This window comes from Bifidobacterium sp. ESL0820, assembly GCF_052606235.1.
This window is the reverse complement of record NZ_CP199594.1, coordinates 1905403-1929424: the sequence shown is the minus strand read 5'-3', so window position 1 is coordinate 1929424 and position 24022 is coordinate 1905403. Positions and strand designations below refer to the sequence as shown.

19 protein-coding genes, 1 tRNA gene and 1 pseudogene are annotated in these 24022 nt (G+C 65.5%); 3 read left to right on the top strand and 18 right to left on the bottom strand.

All coding sequences use genetic code 11. From position 1 onward, the window contains the following. The first annotated feature begins 378 nt into the window (after nt 1-378). Together ACUIAH_RS07670 and ACUIAH_RS07665 are read left to right on the top strand one after the other, a co-directional pair. Nucleotides 379-2271: a DUF6020 family protein gene (locus tag ACUIAH_RS07670; protein WP_445340886.1), complete on the top strand. Its 1893-nt coding sequence runs from the start codon at nt 379-381 to the stop codon at nt 2269-2271. Next, the gene (locus ACUIAH_RS07665) at nt 2268-3500 is read left to right on the top strand and encodes a PucR family transcriptional regulator (RefSeq protein ID WP_445340885.1); all 1233 of its coding nucleotides are present in this window, start codon (nt 2268-2270) and stop codon (nt 3498-3500) included. Before ACUIAH_RS07670 ends, ACUIAH_RS07665 begins: the two co-directional genes overlap by 4 nt. Before the next feature lie 90 nt (nt 3501-3590). On the opposite strand, the gene rplA is transcribed toward ACUIAH_RS07665, so the two are convergent. From rplA to dapE, 12 genes and pseudogenes are all read right to left on the bottom strand, one after another. Then, the gene (gene rplA, locus ACUIAH_RS07660; RefSeq protein WP_029678147.1) at nt 3591-4280 is read right to left on the bottom strand and encodes a 50S ribosomal protein L1; all 690 of its coding nucleotides are present in this window, start codon (nt 4278-4280) and stop codon (nt 3591-3593) included. 64 nt (nt 4281-4344) lie between these two features. Then, nucleotides 4345-4776, bottom strand: coding sequence for a 50S ribosomal protein L11 (rplK, locus tag ACUIAH_RS07655; RefSeq protein WP_015022451.1), 432 nt, complete (start codon nt 4774-4776; stop codon nt 4345-4347). 138 nt (nt 4777-4914) lie between these two features. Continuing rightward, nucleotides 4915-5532: pseudogene (gene nusG, locus ACUIAH_RS07650) on the bottom strand (transcription termination/antitermination protein NusG); the annotation flags it as partial. A 255-nt stretch (nt 5533-5787) separates the two neighbouring features. Continuing rightward, on the bottom strand, nt 5788-6012 hold the full coding sequence (gene secE, locus ACUIAH_RS07645) for a preprotein translocase subunit SecE (RefSeq protein ID WP_024626851.1): 225 nt from the start codon (nt 6010-6012) through the stop codon (nt 5788-5790). Nucleotides 6013-6056: 44 nt separating this feature from the next. Further along, nucleotides 6057-6132 (bottom strand) — tRNA-Trp (locus tag ACUIAH_RS07640). Nucleotides 6133-6252: 120 nt separating this feature from the next. Continuing rightward, nucleotides 6253-7461: a pyridoxal phosphate-dependent aminotransferase gene (locus ACUIAH_RS07635; protein WP_445341580.1), complete on the bottom strand. Its 1209-nt coding sequence runs from the start codon at nt 7459-7461 to the stop codon at nt 6253-6255. 43 nt (nt 7462-7504) lie between these two features. Then, nucleotides 7505-8647 (bottom strand): glutamate 5-kinase, encoded by a 1143-nt coding sequence (gene proB, locus ACUIAH_RS07630; protein WP_445340884.1) that lies wholly within the window; start codon nt 8645-8647, stop codon nt 7505-7507. Further along, entirely contained in the window at nt 8644-10302 is a 1659-nt protein-coding gene (gene obgE / locus ACUIAH_RS07625) for a GTPase ObgE (protein ID WP_445339283.1), read from the bottom strand. Before obgE ends, proB begins: the two co-directional genes overlap by 4 nt. 128 nt (nt 10303-10430) lie before the next feature. After that, nucleotides 10431-10682 carry a 50S ribosomal protein L27 gene (gene rpmA, locus ACUIAH_RS07620; RefSeq protein WP_015022457.1) on the bottom strand — a complete coding sequence of 84 codons (252 nt, stop codon included), beginning with the start codon at nt 10680-10682 and terminating at the stop codon, nt 10431-10433. Between the two features lie 32 nt (nt 10683-10714). Continuing rightward, complete coding sequence (gene rplU, locus ACUIAH_RS07615) at nt 10715-11023, bottom strand: 50S ribosomal protein L21 (RefSeq protein ID WP_024626855.1); 309 nt, start codon at nt 11021-11023, stop codon at nt 10715-10717. Between the two features lie 155 nt (nt 11024-11178). Next, complete coding sequence (locus ACUIAH_RS07610) at nt 11179-13824, bottom strand: Rne/Rng family ribonuclease (protein WP_445340883.1); 2646 nt, start codon at nt 13822-13824, stop codon at nt 11179-11181. Between the two features lie 236 nt (nt 13825-14060). Next, nucleotides 14061-15290 carry a succinyl-diaminopimelate desuccinylase gene (dapE, locus tag ACUIAH_RS07605; RefSeq protein ID WP_445340882.1) on the bottom strand — a complete coding sequence of 410 codons (1230 nt, stop codon included), beginning with the start codon at nt 15288-15290 and terminating at the stop codon, nt 14061-14063. A gap of 143 nt (nt 15291-15433) precedes the next feature. On the opposite strand from dapE, the gene ACUIAH_RS07600 reads away from it, so the two are divergent. Continuing rightward, nucleotides 15434-16378 carry an AEC family transporter gene (locus ACUIAH_RS07600; RefSeq protein WP_445341579.1) on the top strand — a complete coding sequence of 315 codons (945 nt, stop codon included), beginning with the start codon at nt 15434-15436 and terminating at the stop codon, nt 16376-16378. Between the two features lie 22 nt (nt 16379-16400). On the opposite strand, the gene ACUIAH_RS07595 is transcribed toward ACUIAH_RS07600, so the two are convergent. From ACUIAH_RS07595 to ACUIAH_RS07570, 6 genes are all read right to left on the bottom strand, one after another. Beyond that, nucleotides 16401-17750 carry a Maf family nucleotide pyrophosphatase gene (locus ACUIAH_RS07595; RefSeq protein WP_445340881.1) on the bottom strand — a complete coding sequence of 450 codons (1350 nt, stop codon included), beginning with the start codon at nt 17748-17750 and terminating at the stop codon, nt 16401-16403. After that, the gene (thrB, locus tag ACUIAH_RS07590; protein WP_445340880.1) at nt 17740-18792 is read right to left on the bottom strand and encodes a homoserine kinase; all 1053 of its coding nucleotides are present in this window, start codon (nt 18790-18792) and stop codon (nt 17740-17742) included. The genes ACUIAH_RS07595 and thrB overlap by 11 nt, the downstream gene beginning before the upstream one ends. After that, a complete protein-coding gene (locus ACUIAH_RS07585) occupies nt 18792-20132 on the bottom strand; it encodes a homoserine dehydrogenase (protein ID WP_445340879.1) in 1341 nt (446 codons plus the stop codon). The genes thrB and ACUIAH_RS07585 overlap by 1 nt, the downstream gene beginning before the upstream one ends. A gap of 95 nt (nt 20133-20227) precedes the next feature. Beyond that, nucleotides 20228-21799: a diaminopimelate decarboxylase family protein gene (locus ACUIAH_RS07580; protein ID WP_445340878.1), complete on the bottom strand. Its 1572-nt coding sequence runs from the start codon at nt 21797-21799 to the stop codon at nt 20228-20230. A gap of 26 nt (nt 21800-21825) precedes the next feature. Beyond that, the gene (gene argS, locus ACUIAH_RS07575) at nt 21826-23583 is read right to left on the bottom strand and encodes an arginine--tRNA ligase (RefSeq protein WP_445340877.1); all 1758 of its coding nucleotides are present in this window, start codon (nt 23581-23583) and stop codon (nt 21826-21828) included. 43 nt (nt 23584-23626) lie between these two features. Then, entirely contained in the window at nt 23627-24016 is a 390-nt protein-coding gene (locus tag ACUIAH_RS07570) for a Rid family detoxifying hydrolase (protein WP_306221346.1), read from the bottom strand. Nucleotides 24017-24022: the final 6 nt, after the last annotated feature.

Here is a 24022-nt window from a genome sequence, read left to right as displayed (position 1 = left end):
CACGGTCTCCGTGCTCGTTGTCGATTCACCGCCCCCAAACAGCCGCTCGACACGGTCGCGCGCATCCGAATACGCCGAGGCTTCCAGAGCATGAGCCACGAGCGTATTGGTCGAATCGACGGTGTCGAGCACCACGATCGAGGAGAGTACGCCACTGTCCAGCGATGCCGATGGCTGCCACTTGATATTCTGATGAGGCACGCGTTCCACTATACGGCACAAGGGGTCAGCCCCGGTAGCGAACCATCCACAAAAGCGGCGGCCGGTTTTTGTATCTTTTCACAGGAGACCCTTGGACAGCTTTGAGCGCATCCTCGGATGGGCACTGGATAAAATGGGGAAGCCGTAGACCAGGCACGACCCGCGAAAGGGGTTCTTTTGAGCGCAGACAGCGGAAGGACGCAACCGAGAGAGGCGGGCGAACAACCTGTGCAGACTTCGGCCTTGCAGACCGGAAGGCCTGGATCCCGCGCATCTCGGGCCGCCGGCCTGGTCCTGGCCCTGCTGGCCTGCCTCTGGATCGCTTTCTGCACTGGTTTGGGCCCCATCTACCGTCAAGAGGGTTCGCTGACACAGGTTGGCCTGGCCCAGGTGCTGATCATGCTGGGAACCCTGGCCATCTGCCTGGCCCTGGTCCTGGCCTGCCGCCGGATTCTGCTGGGCTGCGAACCCCTCCGAATGCCACAGCGGCTGACCGCCCTGGCGCAGCGCCCACGGATGCGTGCCTACGCGGTCTTCATCACCCGGCAAACCAGCGGCTGGCGGCCCATCATGCGCCTGCTTCTGCTGGGCTGGGCCTGGGCCTTTCTCACCCTGCTGGCCGCCTATGGGGCCGACCTGTACGCCCAGGCCCAGGAATGCGCCAACTTCCTGGCCCAGCTGCAGGGCGATCAGCCCCCCTACGGCGGCAATGCCTTCACCCAGATGGACGTCTACCCCATCGGCCACTATCTGCTGCCAGGGCACCCCGTCTTCCTGACCGACCAGCACAACATGGTGTTGACCCTGGTCTACGGGATGACCATCATGGCTTCCAACCATCTGACCGGATCCTATGACGCGGGCATCGTGCTCCTGGCAGGGCTTCAGGTGATCTTTGCGGCCTTCTGCTGCGCCGTCACCGCCGACCGCTTCCTGCGCGGCAGCGGAACCGAACACGTCGGTGCCCTGGCCCGCACCCTGGTCATGCTCTTCTTCCTCTTCTCCCCCTTCGTGGTCTTCAGCACCTTCAGCCTGACCAAGTCCCCCCTCTTCGCCTTCGCCTTCATCTGGTGGTTCGGCATCTGGAGCCAGCTGGAGTCAGGGGACAAGGACTCGCCGCTCTACGCCAGCCAGGCGGCAAAGTTGCGGCCCGGCCTCGCCTTGAGCACCCTGATCATGCTGATCAGCGCCAAGTACGCCCTCTACATCGTTCTGGTCCAGTTGGTCCTGGCCCTGATCATCCGCCGTCGCCAATGGGCCACCATCCTGATCGGACTTTTGTTGCCCCTGGTCCTGTTCACGGGGGTGACCGGGACCCTGACGGCCACAGGGACGGTCATCCAGGGTGACCCCGTGGAGAGCCGCAGCATCCAGCTGCAGCAGATCGCCCGGGTGGCCCAGCGCAATCCCCAGGGGATTCCGGCCCAGACAAGGGCTGATCTTGAGCCCATCATGGACCTGGACAATGCCGCCATCCAGTACACCCCCTGGGAGGCCGACCGGGTCAAGTCCTCCGGCAACCAGCCCAAACTGATCGTCTACCGCTGGAGGACCGTCACGCCCGAGCAGATGTCCCGGCTCAACCGGGCCTGGCTCCAGGTGGGACTGCGCAATCCGGTGATCTACCTGGACGCCTTCATGGCCGAGGCCTACGGCTACTTCGACCCCGGCGACCCTGCCTACGTGGCCATGTCCTACTACCTCAACAATGGCTACGTGCAGAACTCAGGCTCCTGGCTGGCGGCCTGGTGCCACGACTGGCGCAACGGGGTGACCGGATTCGTCAGGACCTGGGCCGACACCCCCCTGCTGGGCCTGGTGGCACGGGCCAACTTCTGGGTGGTGGCCGCCCTGCTGCTGATCGTCGCCCGCCTGGCAGCCGGTCACTGGCGCGGGGTCCTCTGTTGGTTCCCCCTCCTGCTGATCATGGGGGTCATGATCACCGCCCCGGCCAACAACTTCGAACGGCACATGCTGCCGGTGGACATGGTGGTGCCCTTCCTGATCCTGGACATGGTCCGGCAGAGCCGCCGCGCCCGCGCCGATGAACTGATGGACCGGCCGTCATGATCGGCAAGTCGAAACGGTCCAGACCGCCGGACGAAGACCCTGCAGAGGCGCAGCAGGCTCGCCAGGTACCTGCCGCCTCCGGTGCCGCCATGGAGCAGATTCTCCTGAAGACGCTGGATCATCTGGATGAGGCGCTGCCCTGGACCAGGTCCCTGCCCGCCGATGGACGCAGAACCTTGGAAGGGGCCGTTCGAACAGCCCTGGACGACCTGCGCTCCCGACTTGACGCCCAAGGCGCGGAAGACAGCGAAGTCCCCTCCCCCGTGCCAGCAGAGCTCTCCCGGAGCCTGGGCCCCCACCGGGCCATGGAGCTGACCCAGGTCATTCTGGACATGCTTGAGGAGGCCGGCCGGACCATGGGAGCCGAGGGGGAACGGTCCACGCTGGTCTACACCCGTCATGCCGCCACCGCAGCAGCCGCTCTCTATGCCGACCTGGCCGAGGCGAGAAACGGACGCAAGGCCACAACGGAGTCCAGGATCATCCGACATTTGATTGAGCAAACGGCGGATACACGGACCGTTGACGATCTGGCCCGGCTGGGCTGGCCGACCGAATTCGACTGCTTCGCCGTCGTTGGCGAGGCCCAAGGCAACGATGAGGGACAGGGCATGGAGAACGCCCGCCAGCCTATCCACACCACGGTGGCCCGTCAAGGCGGCAGGGCGCTGGTGGGCGAGAACGAAGGGCTCATGGTGGTTCTGATCGATCCCAACCGGTCGGGCACCCCGGCCGACTTCTGCGCATCCATCCTGCGCTTCTTCGCCGACGAGTCAGCTGTCTGCCTGGGACCTTTCCACCATGGAATCTCCGGTGCGGGAGCCTCCATCCGAGCCGCCCTGAGCACGCATGCGGCAGCCCCGGCAGTGGCTGACCCCATCACCGCCGCCCTGCCCAGGCCACTGCACGCCGACGACCTGCTGCCCGAACGAGCCCTGAACGGGGACAGGGACGCTGCCGACCAGCTCTACCAGGAGGTCTATCTGAGCCTGGCAGGCCAGGATCCGGACGGGCCCCTGCCGACCACCCTGCTCACCTTCCTGCGCTCGGGCAACTCGCTTGAGGTCACCGCCAAGAAGCTGGGCATCCATCCCAACACCGTGCGCTACCGGCTCAGGCGCTGCGTGGAGGTGACCGGCTGGGATGCCATGGACCCGCGAGAGTCCTTCGTCCTCCAGGCAGCCCTGATCATAGGCAGAATCCGCAGGTCGCATCCGGGCGCCGACTGACTGGCGCCATACCAGCTGCTGCCTGGCCAAGATATGAAAAGAGCGGGGACCCGAAGGTCTCCCGCCCTTGAAATATAGAGCCGAACCCGCTCAGAGCACCGCGATGTCCAGGGGAACGCCCGGGCCCATGGTGGTGGTGACGGTGGCCTTGGTGATGTAGCGGCCCTTGACCGTGGCCGGCTTCAGGCGCTTGATCTCCTCGTCGACCGCATGGAAGTTCTCCTCCAGAGCCTGCTGCTCGAAGGAGACCTTGCCCACGGGGAAGCTCAGGTTGCCGTTCTTGTCCACACGGAACTCGATACGTCCAGCCTTGATCTCGGTGACCGCCTTGGCCACGTCCATGGTCACGGTGCCGGTCTTGGGGTTGGGCATGAGGCCACGGGGGCCCAGCACGCGGCCCAGGCGGCCGACCTTGCCCATCATGTCGGGGGTGGCCACCACGGCATCGAAGTCCAGATAGCCGCCGGCGACCCTGGTCACCAGCTCGTCGTCGCCCACCTCGTCGGCTCCGGCCTCGGCGGCTGCGGTCGCCTGGGGACCACGGGCGAAGACCAGGACGCGCACGGTCTTGCCGGTGCCGTTGGGCAGGCTGACGGTGCCGCGGACCAGCTGGTCGGCCTTGCGGGGGTCCACGTTCAGGCGGTAGACGGCCTCCACGGTCTCGTCAAACCCGCGCTTGGGCATGCTCTTGAGCAGGGCGATGCCCTCCTCCGGGGTGTACAGGTTGGTGCGATCGACCTTCTCGGCCGCCTCGCGATACTTCTTGGAACGCTTGGTCATCTGCTTCTCCTATCAGCAGTCGCGGTGCGGGCAAGCGTATGCCCTACCGCTCACAACGAAAATTTCAGTCGGTGACGGTGATGCCCATGGAACGGGCGGTGCCTTCGATGATCTTCATCCCGGCCTCGACGTCACGGGCCGACAGATCCTCCATCTTGGTCTGGGCGATCTCGCGGACCTGGGCCTTGGTGACGGAACCCACCTTGGTGGTCAGCGGGTTGCCGGCACCCTTGGAGACACCGGCCGCCTTGCGCAGCAGATCGGCTGCCGGCGGAGTCTTGGTGATGAAGGTGAAGGAACGATCCTCGTAGACGGTGATGATGCAGGGGATGACCTGGCCCATCTTGTCCTTGGTGGCATCGTTGTACTGCTTGCAGAAGTCCATGATGTTCACGCCGTGGGAGCCCAGTGCAGGGCCCAGCGGGGGCGCGGGGTTAGCCTTGCCGGCCTCTATCTGCACCTTGATCAGCGCGGTGACTTTCTTCTTTGCAGCCATATGCTGGTTCTTCTTTCTACGAAGCGGTGATGTCGGAGACCATGGATCCCCTCCCGCAACCTGTTCTTTCCAAATGCGCTCCACAGGAGAGCACAAGCTTGATGATTATCGCATCGACCGAGGACCGACCGAAGGCTTTCAGGCGATCTTTTCGACCTGGTCGAAGCCCAGCTCCACAGGGGTGTCCCTGCCGAAGATGGAGACCAGAACGGTCAGCTTCTGGGTGGTGGGCTCCACGTCGGAGACCACGGCAGCCATGGTGGCGAAAGGCCCTTCGGTGACGGTGACCTGATCGCCAACGGCGTAGGAGACCTCCACCGTGCGCTTCTTGGCGGCCTCAGGCTTGTCTCCAGCGGCCTTCAGGGCCTCGGAGGCGATCATGGGGGCCATCATCTGGACGACCTCCTTGCGGGTCAGCGGGGCCGGCTCCTTGCTGGGGCCGACGAATCCGGTGACGCCCTCGGTGTCGCGAATGATGCGGCGGGCGTTCTCGTCTGGCCACATGCGAATCAGCACGTAGCCCGGCACACGAACCCGGGTGACGACCTTCTTGCCCTTGTCGGTGTGCTTCTCTACCTCTTCCATGGGAATCTCCACCTGGAAGACCTTGTCCTCCAAGCCGAAGGAGGCCACGCGGGACTCCACGTTGGCCTTGACGCGCTTCTCGTAGCCGGAGTAGGTGTGCAGAACGTACCACTTGCCCTCGAGGGTGCGCAGCTTCTTGGAGAACTCGTCCACGGCACGCTGACCGGGATCCTCCTGGTCGGTCTGGTCGTCGGAATCGGAAGAATCGTCCTGGGTGTCCTTGGCCTGGGCGGATTCGGCGGGTGCGCTGTCCTGCTCGGCCTGCTCCGATGAGGTTCCGAGCTGCTGATCCTGGACCTGGGCATCCTCCTGCGTGGGGGCATCTTCGGATGCCGACGGGGCCGACTCAGCGGCCTGATCGGGGTCCAGTCCCTCTCTGGTCAGATCATCACTCATGGATCACTCCACCTTCTACCTTGTCACAGCTCAGCCGAATATCAGGAAGGCTAGTTTGCCCAGTCCGAAGTCCATTACGGTTACGAAGATCATCAGCAGCAGCACGAAGATGAAAACCGCCACGGACCAGCCCACCAGCTCCTTGCCTGTGGGAGTCACCACCTTGCGGATCTCATCGATGACCTGCTTGATGAAGAGCCCGATACGCATGAAGAAGTTCGGCCTGGCTTCCTCAGCCCCATCCTTCTGTGCCATGGTCATCCGTCCTTCGTTTGTTCTGCATCATCTGCTGCAAGCCTTGGCAGGGAAGGCGGGACTCGAACCCACAACCTACGGTTTTGGAGACCGTTGCGCTACCAATTGCGCCACTTCCCTATCGGAACTTTCCACCAGCCTACTCGACCGGGAGGAAAAACCGCCAAATCGCAAGTTTAGCCTAAAGGACGGATTGCGTCCAACCGTGTTGCCTCCACAGCATTTTGCCCAGGAGAAGGATCAGGCGCTGACCCAGGCCCCAAGGCGCCTCATGCCCTCGGCCAGGTCATCGTCGGCCAGCGCGTAGGAGAAACGCAGGCAGCCGGGCGCGCCGAAGGCCTCACCCGGCACGGCCGCCACCTGGATCTGCTCCAGGATGACCTCGGCCAGCTCACCCGAGGTGGCGCAGACCGTGCCTTGCGGGCCCACTGGCCGATTCAGCAGACCGGTCACGTCGGCAAAGGCGTAGAAGGCGCCCAGAGGCTCAGGGCAGGTCACCCCCTCCATGGCGTTCAGGGCATCCACAATGGCCCGTCGCCGCAGGGCAAAGGCCGACCGCATGGCTTCCACGTCCTCCAGACCGCCGGTCAGGGCGGCCAGAGCAGCCTGCTGGGAGACGTTGGCCACGTTGGAGGTCATGTGCCCCTGAAGCTTGGCAGCCGCCTGGGCCACCGGCAGGGGGGCGACCAGCCAGCCCACCCGCCAGCCTGTCATGGCATAGGTTTTGGCCACGCCGTTGACCACGATCAGCTGATCGCGTACCTGAGGCACCAGAGCGCCCGGATAGGGGGTATGCGCCCCCTGGTAGGTCAGGTGCTCATAGATTTCGTCGCTGATCACCCAGATCTGGTGTTCGATGGCCCAGCGATCCACGGCAGCCACCAGGCCGGCGTCCCAGATCGCCCCGGTTGGGTTGGCAGGCAGGTTGAGGATGATGGCACGGGTGCGCTCGGTCCGGGCCGTCTCCAGCTGCTCCAGGCTGGGGATATAGCCCTGGCCGGCTCCGCTGAGCACCGGAACCGGCCGACCGCCAGCCAGCAGAACCATCTGAGGATAGCTGGTCCAGTAAGGAGCGGGGATGATGACCTCATCGCCGGGGTTCAAGAGGATCTGGAAGGTCTCGTAGACGGCCTGCTTACCGCCGTTGGTGACCACCACCTGATCCGGGTCGATTTGATAGCCTGAATCACGCAGGGTCTTGTCGGCGATGGCCTGCTTCAATTGGGGCAGACCCGCCGTGGGCGTATAGCGGTGGTTGCGCGGATCCAGACAGGCGCGGGCCGCCGCCTGCACGATGTGGTCAGGCGTGGGAAAGTTGGGTTCGCCGGCACCGAAGCTGATCACATTCATGCCCTGGGCCTTCATGGCCTTGGCTTTTGAATCCACCGCCAGAGTGGCACTGGGGGCCACTGCGTCTATGCGTCTGCTCAGGGTCTGCCATTGCGCCATAGTCATGTTGCCATGCTACCGCCCAGCACCCCCAGGGCTGTGCTCAGACCAGGACCAGAGAGTCCCGATGCACCAGCGGATGGGCATAGTGGGCGCCCAGTCGGCGGCGGAGCTCCTTGGTGTTGAGGCCCAGCATGTCCTGGGCCTCCTCGGAATCGTAGCCGGACAGGCCCTTGGCCACCTGGCGGCCAGACTCATCGTGGATCCAGACCGGATCCCCGGCAGAGAACTCGCCCTGGACAGATCTGGCACCAGCCGCCAGCAGGCTGGCCCGACCGCCGCGCAGAGCTTTGACAGCCCCCTGATCCACCAGATAGCCACCCCGGGGACGGGAGGCGAACTTGATCCAGAGCCGATGCGAGGAGCCCCGCGGACGGATGGGGGCGAAGAGGGTGCCCACCCTGTCGCCGGCCAGGGCAGGACCTGCAAGGTCGGCGCGGGTCAGAACCACAGGCATGCCGGAGGCCGCGGCAATCCGCGCCGCCTCCAGCTTGGTGGACATGCCCCCGGTCCCCAGCCCGGAAACGGATCCCTGTGCATCCACCTGGTCCATGATGGCCGCCACATCGGGCACGAAGCCGATTCTGCGGGCCCCTGGCCGGGATGGGGGTTCGGAGTAGAGGGCGTCCACGTCAGTCAGCAGAACCAGGGCATCGGCGCTGACGATGTTGGCGATCAGGGCCGAAAGGTGGTCGTTGTCGCCGAAACGGATCTCGTTGCTGGCCAGGGCATCGTTCTCATTGACGATGGGGATGACCCCCAGACCCAGCAGACGGCAGAGGGTGCGTCGGGCGTTGCGGTACTGGACGGCATGGGTGGTGTCACGGGCGGTGATCAGGATCTGGCCCACACGCAGGCCATAACGGGCGAAGGCAGTCTCGTACTGGGCCATGAGCAGACCCTGGCCCACCGAGGCCGTAGCCTGCTGGGTGGCCACGTCACCGGGGCGTTGGTCAAACCCCAGGGTGCCGAAGCCGGCCGCGATGGCCCCGGAGGTGACCAGGACCAGGCGGGCGCCATCCGCAGCAGCCGAGGCCAGGGCGCCCACCAACGAACGCAGGCGGCCAAGGTCCAGGTGCCCATGGGGATCGGTCAGGGAGCTGGATCCTACCTTGACCACCATGGTGCGGGCCTGGGCCACCCGGGAACGGACCGCGGCCTCGTCGGATCCCTCCCCGCCGGTCATTGCCCAGCCTCCTCCGAGCGCCCCAGCAGGCCCTGCCTGTCATGGGGATCGTCATCCACGGAGGGGTCGGCCCAGTGCCCCTGGCGCCGCTCCTGCTCCATGACCTGACGCACCGCCTGCCGGGCATCCATCATCTGGTGGTACTGGCGGCGGCGCTCGCTGTTGGTGCGACGACGGTTGAGCCCCTGGCTCTCCTCCAGACGCAGATCACGGCCCCGGGCCACCTGGGGGGTGCCGTCCAGCATTTCGGCGCCGGCCGCCACGCTCGGATCCCAGTCGAAGGCCACCGCATCGTCGCCAGGACCGATGCGGACCTCGTCACCTGGCCTGGCTCCGGCCTTGCGCAGGGCATCCTCTACACCCATCCGGGCCAGGCAGTCGGCCAGATAGCCCACAGCCTCCTCGTTGTCGAAGTTGGTCTGGCGAACCCAGCGTTCGGGCTTGGCACCGCAGACCCGGAACCAGGTCTGTCCGGACCTGGTCTGATGCCGCTCAAGGGTGAAGTCCCCGGACTGGTCGCCGCTCCTGCGCCGCCGCTCCAGGGGGCGGATGACCACGCGCTCCTCCTGCCTGGCCTCCTGCTGCTCCCGCAGCTGCCTGCGCAGGCGATCCACCAGACCGGCCAGGTAGTAGCCCAGTTCCTTGAGCCCCTGATGCGAGGCTGTGGAGACTATGAAGACCTTGAGGCCCAGGGCTTCGAAGTCGGGACGGACGAATTCAGCCAGTTCGCGCGCCTCCGGCAGGTCGGCCTTATTGAGGATGATCACCCTGGGCCGCTCGGCCATGGGGATGACCCCCAACGGAAGCTCCAGGCGGTCGGCATAGCGGGAAAGCTCCTCCTCCAGGGCCCGATAGTCGCTCACAGGGTCCCGATCAGGCTCCAGGGTGGCGCAATCGATGACGTGGGCGATGATCTCAGTGCGCTCGATGTGCCTCAGAAACTCCAGCCCAAGGCCCTTGCCCTGGGAGGCGCCCGGAATCAGCCCTGGCACGTCGGCCATGGTGAAGCGGCCCTCCCCTGCCTGGACCACGCCCAGGTTGGGCACCAAAGTAGTGAACGGATAGTCGGCGATCTTGGGCCGGGCCGCGCTCATGGCCGCCACCAGGCTGGACTTGCCTGCGCTGGGGAAACCGACCAGGGCCACATCGGCGATTGATTTGAGCTCCAGCACCAGGTCGCGCTCCTGGCCGGGATCCCCCAGCAGGGCGAAGCCGGGTGCCCGCCTGGCCTTGGTGGCCAGGGAGCGGTTGCCCAGTCCGCCCACGCCGCCCTGGGCCGCCACGAACCGGTCTCCCGCATGGGCCAGGTCGGCCAGGCGCTCGCCAGGCTGCTTGCGCTCGCCTTGGCCGCCCTTGGCAGTGAAGACCACAGTGCCCACAGGCACTGGCAGGATCAGATCCTGGCCGCGGCTGCCATCCTTGTCACCGCCCAGACCCATGGTGCCCGATTCGGCCTGGCGGTGCGGCAGGAAGCGGTAGTCCAGCAGGCTGGTGGCGTTGGCGTCGGCCTGAAGAATGACCGAGCCGCCCTGGCCGCCGTCGCCCCCATCGGGCCCGGCCAGGGGCTTGTACTTCTCGCGGCGGATGGAGGACGCCCCATTGCCGCCGTCGCCACCCTTGACATGGACGGTGACCTGATCCACAAATGCGCTCATAGGGGCCCATGGTACTCAATCCGGCCTGACATGCGGCCCCTGAGAGCTGAATGCCCGGCATCTTCATACATATGCAAAAAGGCCACCCCCATGACAGGGATGGCCTTTGGCCGATGCCGATAAGGCAATCAGGCGGTGAGCACGTCAACAACCTTGCGGTCGCGCCGGTTGGCGAACCGAACCGTTCCGTCCGTCAGGGCGAAGAGGGTGTGGTCCTTGCCCAGGCCGACGTTCTGGCCGGGATGGAACTTGGTGCCACGCTGGCGAACGATGATGTTGCCGGCCACTACGGCCTCGCCGCCGAACTTCTTGACGCCCAGGTACTGTGCATTCGAATCGCGCCCGTTGCGTGAGCTGGACGCGCCCTTCTTATGTGCCATGTCTGGTTCCTTTCCTACCTCGACCTAGGCCCTCAGGCGATGGCCGTGATCTTGACCACGGTCTGCTTCTGGCGGTGGCCCTTGCGGCGCGCCACGCCGGTCTTGTTCTTGAACTTCTGGATGTTGATCTTGGGGCCCTTGGCCTCGTCGTCCACAACCTCGCCCTTGACGGAGATCTTGGCCAGATCCTTGGCGGCCATGGTCACCTTGGATCCATCGACGACCAGCGCGACCGGAAACTCGACCGACTCGCCCTTCCTGGCAGCCAGACGGTTGACCGTGATCTGGTCACCGACCTCGACCTTCTCCTGATGGCCTCCGGCCTTCACAATCGCGTACATAGCCCTACCTTGCCTGTTGTCCAAAGCTGTTTGCGCCCGGCATCCGAGTCCCGCCATGCGATTGACGGACCCGTCCAGACACCAGCTAACCAGTATAGAAGCAAACACACCGCATCGTCAAATGTGCCTGCCCCGCCGACAAAACGAAATTCAGTTTATGACTCCTTGTCGACATCCGCCGTCTCAGCCTGGGCATCGTCCTCGTCCGACGCCGCCTGGGCCGCCGCAGCGATCCTGGCCAGCTTGGCCTTGACTGCAGGAGTCGAGCCTGTGGACAGGGTCTCCTTGGAGGAAGAGCCATGCCCATGCTTGTTGGTCTTGACGAAGGGGTCGCCGCCCTTGACCGCATAGGGGTCGGCATAGGAGGCGGAGATGGTCGGCTTGTCGTGGAGGATGAAGCCTCGCCCATGGCAGGTGGGGCACTCCTCGGAGAAGGCCTCGACCAGACCCTGCCCCACCCGCTTGCGGGTCATCTGGACCAGCCCCAGGGAGGTGACCTCGGCCACCTGATGCTTGGTGCGGTCCCGGGCCAGGCACTCCACCAGGCGGCGCAGGACCAGGTCGCGGTTGGCCGGCATGACCATATCCACATAGTCGATCATGATCATGCCGCCGATGTCGCGCAGGCGCAGCTGCCGGGCGATCTCCTCGGAGGCCTCCAGGTTGCAGCGGGTCACCGTCTCCTCCAGGGACTTGCCCTTGCCGATGAAGCGGCCCGTGTTCACATCGATGGTGGTCATGGCCTCGGTGCGGTCGATGACCAGGGAGCCGCCGGAAGGCAGGTAGACCTGACGCTCCATGCCCTTGCGCAGCTGGCTGTCGATGCTCCAGCGGTCGAAGACATCCTTGCCCTGGTGCTCGGCGGGATCCCAGTGCTCGAGCTTCTCCTCCAGGTCGGGTGCCATGGTCTCCAGGTAGTTGCGGACCCTCTCGTAGACCCCCTCGCCCTGGACCACCAGCTTGGCGAAGTCGTCGTTGAAGATGTCGCGGACCACACGGATGGCCACGTCCGGCTCGCCCTGCAGAAGCTTGGGACGCTTGCCGTGCAGGAACTCCTTGCGCTTGTCCTCGATCTTGCTCCACTGACGCTGCAGGTTCTCCAGGTCCTTGGTCAGGGCCTCCTCGCTGGCCCCCTCGGCCGCGGTGCGGATGATGACGCCCATGTCCTTGGGAGCCACCCTGGAGACGATGCTCTTGAGGCGGGAACGCTCGCGGTCGGGCAGCTTGCGGCTGACGCCGGTCATGCCGCCCGAGGGCACCAGGACCAGGAAGCGGCCGGCCAGCGTGACCTGCGAGGTCAGCCGGGCGCCCTTGTGGCCGATGGGATCCTTGGTGACCTGGACCAGCACGGGGTCGCCGGACTTGAAGGCCAGCTCGATCCGGCGGGGCTGGCCCTCCAGGCGGGTGGAGTCCCAGTTGACCTCGCCTGCGTAGAGCACGCCGTTGCGGGCCTGGCCTATGTCCACGAAGGCGGCCTCCATGCTGGGCAGGACGTTCTGGACCCGGCCCAGGTAGATGTTGCCGACAGTGGAGACCTCCTGGATGTCGGAGACGTAGTGCTCGACCAGGATGTCGTCCTCGATGACCGAGATCTGGGTGTGGTGCTCCTTCTCACGCACCACCATCAGACGGTTGACGTTTTCACGGCGGGCCAGGAAGTCCTGCTCGACCAGCTGGGACTGACGGGAGCGTTCGCGACGGTTGTCCCGTCGACGCTGCTTCTTGGCCTCCAAGCGGGTGGAGCCCTCCACGTCGGTGATCTCGTCAATATACTGCTGCTTGCGGGAACGGCGGGTGCCGGACACCTCTGACTCGCCCTCAGCGGACTTGGAACCCCTGCGACGGCGGCGACGGCGGGTCAGCGGCGCCTCGTCCTCGTCATCCTTGTCCTTTTCCTGCTCGTGCCCACGACGGCGGCGACGGGTGGAAACGGACTTTTCAGAGTCTTCATCAGCGCCCTTGGCACGGCGGCGGCGACGGGTGCGGGTGCCGGACACCTGCTGTTCCTCGTCCTGCTCCTGATCCTCGTCGACCACGAAGGTGATGCCCTCATGGTCCAGATCCTCCTCGATGCGCTCCACCTCGTCGGCGGCCCTGCGCTCCTCGGCGTTGAGCCTGCGGGAACGGCGTGAACCGCCCTCCGAAGTGTTCCCGGACCTGCTGCGGCGAGAGGTCTTGGGCGCTTGCTCGGCATCCTCGTCCTCATCATCCCGTTCTTCGCGCTCATCGTGCTCAGGCCGGGAAGCGGGTATGACCGGCTCCTGGAAGAGCAGGGATGTCATAGGACGGGGACGGGAGGCGCGCGGGCGTTCATCCTGCTCTTCGGCCTTCCGGCCTGCCCTCTGGCTGCGGACCGAGGTCAGTGCCTCCACAGCCTCAATGGCACGCTCCTGACGCTCCTGATCAGGTTCGCCCTCCTGGGCATGCTCCTCAGTGCGTCGGCGGGCGCCAGTCCGGGTGCGACGACGAGTGGTCGTCCTGGTCGGCTTCGACTCGCCCTCATCCACTTGGGCATCCTGATCGTCCGCCTGATCCTCCTTGGGCTTGCGGGCGCGACGGCGACGGGTGGCGGAGGGCTTGGACTCGTCGTCCTCCTCCTTGGCCTTGCGGGAGGCCTTGCGTTTTTCGGCCTCGACCTTCACGGGCACGTCGGCACCAGCGGCGCCGGCCACTCTGACCACACGCCGTCCAGCGCGACGACGGGTGCCGGAACCGGCGATCTGGTCGACCTGCCCTTCCTGCCCATCCCTGATGGCGGACCTATTATCCTGCGTATCCTCAGTATTCGTTTTTTCGGGCACAATGCTCCTTGCGGCACGCCGCCTCGCGCCGCTCTCACGGTTCCGATCCGTCCTCACGCTGCACTCTCACTGCAGCCGCGCACCTGCGTGCGCCCGATCGAAACGCCTTGGCAAAAAGTCTTCCTGACGCAGGCGGACACCGACGCCCGTACGGATCACTGGGTCTCCGTCCGGGGGGATCAACGCCTACGCTGCAAGTGGTCAGGCAGAACCACCGTCCTCTAGTATGTCACAGATCAGCGGCCATCAGGTCCATTGAGCCACTCGACCAGTATGGCTTCCAGCCGGACCAGGTCATCCAGGGGCACCTGTTCGTCGGCCTTGTGGGCCAGCAGGGGGTCCCCCGCCCCCAAATTGACGGCTGGTAGGCCAAGGGCTGAAAACCGCGCCACATCAGTCCATCCCAGCTTGGCGCGAGGCTGCTGACCCGTGGTCCGGGCAACCAGGTCCGCCAGCGAACGAGCCCAAGGCGAGTCCAGCCCAGGACGGGCCGCGGGCGATTCGTCGCACATGCGCACCGAGAATCCCTGGAAGACTCCTCCTAGGGCCACATGTTCGCCATTGCCCAGCTCGGCGCCCGTCCCCTGACCCATCATCAGCTCCTTGGCCTGGGACAGGCTCTTGTCGGGGGCGAACCGGTAATTGACGTGCACCCGGCATCGGTCAGGAATGACGTTGGTGCCCAGACCGCCCTCGATCATGGTGGCGTTGAGCCCCTCCCGATAGTCCAGGCCATCCACCTTCACCGTAGCCGGACGGTACCGCTCCAGCCGGTTCAGAATGGGCGCGGCAGCGTGGATGGCGTTGCTGCCCATCCAGGCCCGGGCGGAGTGGGCCGTCGTGCCGTGGGTGATCAGGTCGAAGCGCATGGTTCCGTTGCAGCCGGCCTCGATGGCGCAGTCGGTGGGCTCGCCGATGATGGCGAAATCCCCTCGCACCCAATCAGGATGGGCAGCCACCACCCGGCCCAGCCCGTTCAGATCGGCCTGGACCTCCTCATGGTCGTAGAAGACGAAGGTCAGGTCATAGACCGGCTCCTGCAGGGTGAGCGCCAGGTGGAGAAAAACGGCATCAGAGGCCTTCATGTCGGCGGCGCCCCGGCCGTACAGCACCCGGGATCCGGGGTGGGCGGCGGCCAGGTCGGCGCGGATGTCCGGGTCGCCGGGCTCCAGCCAGCGCGGGGGCAGGTTCCCATCCACGGGCACGGTGTCCAGATGACCGGCAAGGACGATGCGGTGGGGACGGCCCAGCTGGGTGGAAGCCACGACCGTGTCGCCCAACCGTCGGACCAAGAGGTCAGCCCTTGACGACAGGGCCCTCTGGACGGCATCAGCCAGGGCGCCCTCCTGGCCGCTGACCGAGTTCAGGACGGTCATGGACTCCAGTATCCTTGCCAGGGCCTGGGCGGGTTCAGCCCCTCGGGCGCCGGCGAGAAGATCAATATCGGTCTGTGTGTTCTTGGCCATAGTGCCATGCTAGCGGGCCGGGAATCGCAGGTGGACTTGCAGCCGCAAGCATGAGGCCCGGGTGGCACAATGGGGACGACAGAAGCGGTGGCACTCCGCCTGGGAGGCCGCCGTCCACCATGCGAGACGAGGAGGATGCCGGAGTGCCTGGACTGCTCAGTGCCATGGAAGGGTTCTTCATCATCGGCGTGGTCATCGCCGTGGGGTATGTGGCCGCCCGCTTCCATGTAGGCGGTCCAACGGCCCAGCTGGTGCTCAACAAGTACTCCTTCTTCGTCTCAACGCCCTGCCTGATGTTCGCCATCCTCTCCAAGCAGAAGCTGTCGGTCATCTTCCACCCCAGCATCATCGTGGCCTTCCTGTCGGCAGCGGCTGTAGGCCTGCTCTTCGTAGCCCTGAACGCAACCAGCTTTCACCTGCCGGCTGCCGAAGCCACCATCGGCGCTCTCGACTCCCTGTATTTGAACTCCAACAACATCGGGCTGCCTGTGGCCACTTATATTCTGGGCAATCCCACACTGGTGGCACCCATCCTGGTCATGCAACAGGCCCTGTTCACCCCTATTGGATTGACCGTTCTGGACGCGACCACCTCTGGCAAGCTCTCGATCAAGACCATCCTCAAACAGCCCCTGAAGCAGCCCATCCTGATCGGCTCCATAGGCGGCATAGTGATTTCGGCCATCAGCGCCCGGGCCGGCCATTTCATCATCCCCGACTTCGTCTACAAGCCCATCGACATGATCGGGCAGTCGGCCGTGCCCATGATCCTCATGGCCTTCGGCATGTCCCTGCGGGGTTCGCGGCCCATGGGCCAGGGCACCGACCGTCGTGCCACCCTGTGCGCGGTGATCCTGAAGAATCTGGTCATGCCCATAATCGCCTACCTGCTGGCCCGGTTCATGATGGGCTTCAGCGGGGCGGAGCTGTACGGGTGCGTGGTTCTGGCGGCCCTGCCTACCGGTCAGAACGTCTACAACTACGCGGCCCGGTACGAGGTGGGAACCACCTTCGCCAGGGACGGCATCCTGCTGAGTACGATCAGCTCGCCCGTGGTCATCGCCCTGGTCGCCCTGCTCCTGAGCTGATCAACCCGACCGGGCCTTCTGTTCAGCCTTTGGCCGCCAGAGTCTCCAAGCGTTGCCGGAAGTGCGGCCAGTCCTGTCCGAAGGCCTTCAGAAGGGGCAGGTCCGCGACCTTGTCCAGATCCACCCATTCCAAGGCAATGCTCTCATCGTCATTCATGCGGGGCTCGACCTGGTGGCCGGGGCGCTCGAAGGCCAGGATGGTCGTATAGCCCCAGGGGCCGTGGTCCTCCAGGTAGGAGCCCACCACCTGGATGTCCTCCGGACGGATGTTGGCCTCCTCATAGCTTTCGCGCAGGCCGCCCTCCAGGGGGTTCTCCCCGTCCGAGATGGCGCCGCCCGGCACACCCCAGGTGCCGCCCTCGGCGCTCCAGCGGGCCCGGTGTTGCAGAAGCACGCTGATCGGCGCGCCCGTGCGGGCATCGCGCCGGGCCAGCAAGACGCCGGCAGCCCCGTTGAGCCCCCAGTGCCGCTTGCCGCAGGCACAGTTCACCCACCCGTCGCCAGGCTGGTGGACGTTCTCCACAGGGGCGACCAATCCCTCAGGACCATGCGTCGATCCGTCTGCCTGCTGACGCTCAGGCTGGACCCGTTGGGCCCATAGGTCAGGCCAGGAGACACCCAGCTCCTGGGCCAGGGCGCGCAGGGTGGGCATGCTCAATCCCATCACTCCGCTGGGATCGCCTTGGATGCCCTGGATGAAAGCGCTGCCCAATCCCTCCAAGGTGAAGGAGCCGGCCACCTCCAAGGGTTCGCCGGTGGCCACATAGGCCTGCATGGAGGCCCGGTCATAGTCTCCGAAGGTCACCTGGGCGCTGCTGACCGCTCGGACCCGTCGGCCGGTGGCCAGATCGATCAGACAGTGACCGGTGACCAGGGTGCCTGTTCGGCCGCGCATGGCCATCAACCGCTCCAGAGCACGCTCCGGCTGGTGAGGCTTGCCCATGACGGCGCCGTCCACGCTGAACAGCGAGTCGCACCCCAGCAGGAGGGGCCCAAGCCCGGCTCCGAGCATCCCGCCCCAGGCTCCGATGACCTGGCTCATGGAATCCCTGGAGGATGCATCCGGATCACCCTGGCTCAGAGGCCTGAACGTGACCAGGTCGCCCCGCGAGCGTCTTTCGGCATCCTTGACGGCATCCATGGTCGCTTGGACAGCCGAAGCCTTGGCCTCAGCCAAGACAGCGACCCGCTCGCGCGCATCCAGGTCCTCCAGGTGGCGGCCCAGTTTGTGGGCCTGTTCAGCCAGGACGGCCGGCTCATCCACCTTTGAGGGTCGGATGATGGGGTCAATGCCCGCCTGGACCAGGAGCCGCCGCCGGGAGGGGGAGGATGATGCCAGAATGAACGGGATATGCCTGTCTTCAGTGTTCACGATTGCCTTCCTGGTCCCGTTCCACCTGGACCCCCCGGCAGTCCACGTCCAAGGACAGAATCCGCCAGCGGCCGGAATCCAGATAGTCCTTGGCAATGGTCCGCAGCTCATTTTCGGCATCACCGTAATGCAGGACGATGATGCAGGGACCGGCTCCAGAGACGGCCGCCGCGTAGCCCCGACCGCGCAGGAGCTGCAGGAGCTTGGTTGAGGAGGGCATGAGCCCGGCCCGGTATGGCTGATGGAGCCGGTCCTGGGTGGCGACGAAGAGCAGGGCGTTGGCTCTGGCAGACTGCTCGGCTGCCTCTGTCTCCAGGTCATCCAGGGACTCAGGGTTCAGAGCGCCAGGAATCAGGGCCGCCCTTGACAGGTTGTGAACGGCATCCGCGTAAGGCACCCGGTTGGGCAGGGCCTGTCGGGCCTTCTGTGTGGACAGATGGGCGCCGGGAACGAAAACCGTGGCTTTGATGGCCGGGTCCACCTTGTAGCGCAGGGTGTGGTAGCCGCCCTCCAGGGGCGCGCCCCCGGCTATGGGCAGGGAACCCACGCCCTCGCCAGTGGCCAGATCATAGGAGACGGTCAGCCCCCCGTAGACAGCAGGTGCCACGTTGTCGGGATGCCCCTCGATCTGGGCGGCCAGTGCGAAGACGGCATCACGGCGCAGTGGGCCAGTGTGGGCGAAGGCCGCAGCCGCCGCGATTCCGGCCACGATGGCCTCGGCGCTGGATCCCAATCCCCTGGCCTGGGGGATTCGGTTGACCGCGCGCATGATGAAGCCGAACCTCGGCAGTCCGAAGACCTGGCAGGCCCGCCTGAAGGTGGAGACGACCAGGTGGGTCTCATCTCGGGGCAGGGTCCGCTCCCCCTCGCCCTTGATGACCACATAGGCGGTGGTGTCGCCCGGATCCACGGAACGGGTGAAGACGATCTCGTCATGGTAGTCCAGCGCCAGGCCGACCGCATCAAAACCTGAACCCAGGTTGGCGCTGGTGGCCGGCACGCGCACCCGCACAGTAGACGGGCCCTCTGTGGCAGCGGCCATCATTGGGCCTGCCGATCGAAGACGCGAAGGATAGAGGCCTGCCCAGTGACCGAGTCGAAGGTGGAGATCCGCTCGACGACCTGCCGCAGGGTCACCTCGTCGCACAGGTGGGTGACCACGCGCAGCTGCTGGATCTCGCCGCTGTAGCCCGGGTCATGCAGGGTGGGCTTGATGTCCTGGTTGACTCCGTTGATGGAGATGCCCGCCTCGGAAAAGACCTGGGCGATGGCCGCCAGCACGCCAGGCTTGTCGTGAATGAGGAAACGGACGGCAAAGGCGGCGCGGGATGAATCCAGAGGGGCCATGGGGATGTTGGCGTACATGGGGATCCCCGGACCCATGCCATGCTGGACGATGTGGCGGGCCTCGGTGACCACGTCCCCCAGAACGGCTGATGCTGTGGGCGCCCCGCCGGCACCCCGGCCGTAGAACATGAGGTCGTCGGCGGCCTTGGCGGTGACGAAGACGGCGTTGAAGCTGCCATGGACCGAGGCCAGGGGGTGGCTGTCGGGAATCAGCGCCGGGTAGACCCGGGCGGAGATGCCCTGTTCGCCGCGCTCAGCCACGGCCAGAAGCTTGATGACCCGGTGCTCGGTCTGTGCGGCCGCTATATCGTCGGCGGTGATGGTGCGGATGCCCTCCACGGGTACATCATCCATGCGCACATCAGTGTGGAAGGCCAGCGTGGCCATGATTGCGGCCTTGGCGGCTGCATCCAGCCCGTCCACATCGGCGGTGGGGTCCGCCTCAGCGAAGCCCTTGGCCTGGGCGTCGCGCAGGGCCTGGTCGAATTGAAGACCCTTGGTGGTCATCTCATCCAGAATGTAGTTGGTGGTCCCATTGACGATGCCCACCAGGCTGGTGATGCCGTCGCCCACCAGGGACTCGCGCAGGGGCCGCACGATGGGGATGGCCCCGCCCACGGCCGCCTCGAAGTAGATGTCGACGCCCCGCTCTTCGGCAGCACGGTAGAGCTCAGGGCCGTGCTGGGCCAGGAGGGCCTTGTTGGCGGTGACCACGCTGGCGCCGGACTCGATGGCCTTGAGCAGCAGGGTGCGGGCCGGCTCGATGCCGCCGATCAGCTCGATGACGATGTCCGCCCGGGTGACCAGGTCGGCTGAGTCTATGGTCAGCAGGGACGGATCGATCCAATCAGCCTTGACCTTGTCAGGATGAAGGACGGCGATGCCCACCAGCTCCAGGGGACGGCCCACTCGACTGGCCAGGTCCTGGCTCTGCTCCACCAGGAGGCGGGCGGTCTGGGAACCCACGGTCCCAGCCCCCAGAAGTGCTATGCGGATGGGCCTGACGGCCTCCTGCTGCTGCATGCGTTCAGGCATATGGATCCTCCATCCGCCCCATCGGGGCCTGTCGCAGGGTGTTGCTCCATCTTAGAAAGCCAATCCGACACCCGCATCCACCAAGACGGAGCGCATCATCCCTGATCCAAGGCCAGCAGGTCATCCATGGTCTGCCGCCGCAGCATCAGATGGGCACCGGACTGGTCCAGACCTACCACGGCGGGGATCAGAGCCTGGTTGTAATTGCTGGCCATGGTCCGCCCGTAGGCGCCGGTCACCGGCACCAAAAGCAGATCACCCCGGCGAATGTCCGCTGGCAGGGCCACATCCTGCACCAGGATATCCCCCGATTCACAGTGCTTGCCGACCACACGGGCCTGGATACGGTCCCCGCTGCCATCCCGGTTGGCCAGGACAGCCGTGTATTGAGCTTCGTAGAGGGCCGGACGAATGTTGTCGCTCATGCCGCCGTCAACCGAAACGTAGGTGCGCACGCTTCCGTCAGACAGGGGGACGGGCTTGACGGTGCCCACCCGATACAGGCTCATGCCGCAGGGTGCCACGATCCAGCGGCCGGGCTCGAAGGCGATGACCGGCATGGGCATGCCCAGGCGACGGTTGATGGCGACCATGTCAGCCCCCAGGCTGGTCAGAGTCCGGTCCAGGTCCATCCGATCCTCATCCGGGGTGTAGGGCACCGAGAAGCCGCCGCCCAGGTCCACCTCGGGCATCAGGTATCCGTCGGTGGCCCAGAAGGTGTGCCGCAGCAGCATCATGCGCCGGGCGGCCTCGATGAAGGCCGAAGAGTCATGGATCTGGGAGCCGATATGGGTATGGATGCCCACCAGCTCCAGTTCCCGCTCGTGGGAGCGAATCTCCTTGAGCAGGGCGATGGCCGGTCCGTCAGCCAGGGCGGACATGGCTTTGATCCGGGCGGGATCAGCAGGTTCAGCGGGTCCGTTGGCGGCCGAATACAGGGCTGAAGACGACCGGGAGACCACGGAATCGCCAGGAGCCAAGGAGGCATCATTCTTTGTGGCCGCCGAAGCCGCTGCCCCAGCCTGTCCGGAGGATCCAGGCTCAGGCCCGAGGTCCAGCAGGCCCACGTCGGTGCCCTGGGGCAGCAGGGGGATGCCGAACTTCTGATCCTCGTGGGCAGTGGAAATGTACTCGTGGCCGCCGGCGTGCACACCCACGGTCACCCGGAGCATGACCTTGGCGCGACGCCCCTGGGCCCTTGCAGCAGCGGCGATTCGCGCAGGCTCGTCGGGCGCATCGATGACGATGGCCCGGTAGCCCTCCTTCACAGCCAGATCAATCTCCTGGTCGGACTTGTTGTTGCCGTGCAGGACCAGACGACGGCCAGGGGCACCAGCAGCCTGGGCGATCAGCATCTCGCCCAGGGAGCAGGTGTCGATATCCAGCCCCTGGCGCAGCATGATCCGCACGGTCTCCTTGCTGAGGAAGGCCTTGCCCGCGTAGCTGACCCTGGTGGTCGCACCACCCAGGTCCCGCAGGGCCGCCTGACGGAAGGCCGAGGCCCGTTCCGCCATCATCGCGGTGTCCATCAGATACATGGGGGTGCCGTAACGCTTGGCCAGGTCCTCCATGGGGCACCCATGCATGGTCAGCATGCCCTGACGGTCCCGCTGCAAAGCCCCGGGCCAGAACCCGTCGGGCCCCAGCCCGCACATCCCTGTTTCCATCAACGACCTCCCAGTGACCTTCAGGCTTACATACGGTCCGGGGCCTGGACGCCCAGCAGCCCCAGACCGTTGGCGATGACCTGCTGCACGGCGTCATTGAGCCGCAGACGCGCCGCTGCCCGGGCCGGCTGTGGATTCCTGTCCTCGTCCTGGTCCAGATCCGCCCGGCCGGTCGGCTCCATGGGCACCACGCGCTCCAGGTTGTACCAACGGTGATAGACCCCAGCCAACTGCTCCAGGTAGTGGGCCACCCGGTGGGGGGCCTTCTGGTCGCCTGCAGTCTGGATCACATTGGGATAGAGGGCCAGGACGCCCAGAACATCGTTGTCAGCAGCAGTGTCCAGCAGGGACAGATCGGCTCCGGAACGGTCGATGCCCGCCTGGGAGGCGTTCCGATCCACGTTTTTAGAGCGGGCGTGCGCGTACTGCACATAGTAAACAGGATTGTCGTTGGTGTGCGAGGCCAGCAGGTCCAGGTCGATGTCCACGCTCTGGTTGTAGTCGGTGCGGGCCAGGGAATACCGGGCGGCATCCACCCCCACGGCATCCACCAGATCGTCGATGGTGACCACGTTGCCTGCCCGCTTGCTCATGCGCACGGCCTGGCCGTCCTTGATGACATTGACCATCTGGCCGATCAGGATCTGCATGTTCACGCCGGGAGTGTCCCCAAAGGCCGCGCAGATGGCCATCATTCGGCCGATGTAGCCATGATGGTCGGCACCCAGCATGTAGATGGCCTCGTCGCAGGGATCCTTGGACCTGCGACGCTTGTTCAGATAATAGGCGATGTCGGCCGCCACGTAGGCTGCGTGCCCGTCGGACTTGATGATCACCCGGTCCTTGTCGTCGCCGTAGGTGGTGGAGCGGAACCAGGTAGCCCCGTCCTTCTCGAAGATATCACCCTTGGCCCGCAGCTCGTCAATGGCCCGCTCCACCTGACCGGACTCATAGAGGCTGTTTTCATGGAACCAGACATCGAAGTTGACCCGGAAGTCACGCATGGACTGCTGGATCTCGGCGAACATCATGGGCACGGCCCGAGTGCGGAAGGCCTCGCGCTGGGGGCTGTCACCCTCGGCGCCGTCCTCGTCGCGCACCCTGGGCATGGCCAGGATGTCCTGTCCCTCGTCGGCGGCTTCCTTGACCACCCGGGAGGCGATCTCGTCAATATATGAGCCCTTGTAGCCGTCAGCAGGCACGGGCTCGCCGTGGGCCGCCGCCACCAGTGAGCGGGAGAAGCGGTCGATCTGCGTGCCGTGATCATTGAAGTAATACTCCCTGACCACCTTGGCACCGTTGGCTTCCAGAACCCGGGCCATGGAGTCGCCCACAGCCGCCCAGCGTGTGCCGCCGATATGGATGGGACCCGTGGGATTGGCCGAGACGAATTCCAGATTGAGCGTGCGCCCGCTCAAGTGATCGTTGCTCCCATAGGCGGAGCCCGCCTCCAGGACCGCATCGACCACAGCGGCCGCCGAGGCCGAATCCAAGGTTATATTGATGAAGCCGGGACCAGCCACATCCACCTGGGCGATCCCGTCGTCCTCCCGCAGAGCCTCAGCCAAGGCCTGCCCCAGTTCCGCAGGCCTCATGCCGGCCTTCTTGGCCAGCTGCATGGCGATGTTAGTGGACCAATCCCCGTGGGAGCGGTCCTTGGGACGCATGACCGCCAGATGGTCGGCATCAGGAACCATGTCGGGCTCCAGGCTCCCCAGGCGGCCTGACTGGGCCATCTTGACGGCGGTCGAAGAGATGATACGGGCAAGTGCTTCAGGACTCATGCCCTCAAGTCTAGCGACGGCGGCGACCAGCAACCGGCCTGTCTCAGGCCAGAGCCACGACCTCGATCTCGACCAGGGCCCCCTTGGGGATGTCCGCGCCACCGAAAGCCACGCGGGCCGGCCGCACCGAGCCGATAAAAACCTGGGAGTAGGCCTGGTCCACCTGGGTGAAATCCTCAACCCGCCGCATAAGAACAGTGGCCTTGACCACCTTCTCCATGCCGCTGCCGGCTGCATCCAGGATGTTCTTGACGTTCTTCAGGGCCTGGGTGGCCTGGTCAGCCGCAGTGCCCTCCACCAGCTCGCCGGTGTCCGGGTCGATGCCCAACTGTCCGGAGACAAAGACAAAGCCCCCGGCCTTCACAGCCTGACTGTAAGCCCCCAAGGCCTGGGGCGCATATGGCGTGCCGATCTCTTCCGGTCCATCTTCCATGAGTCC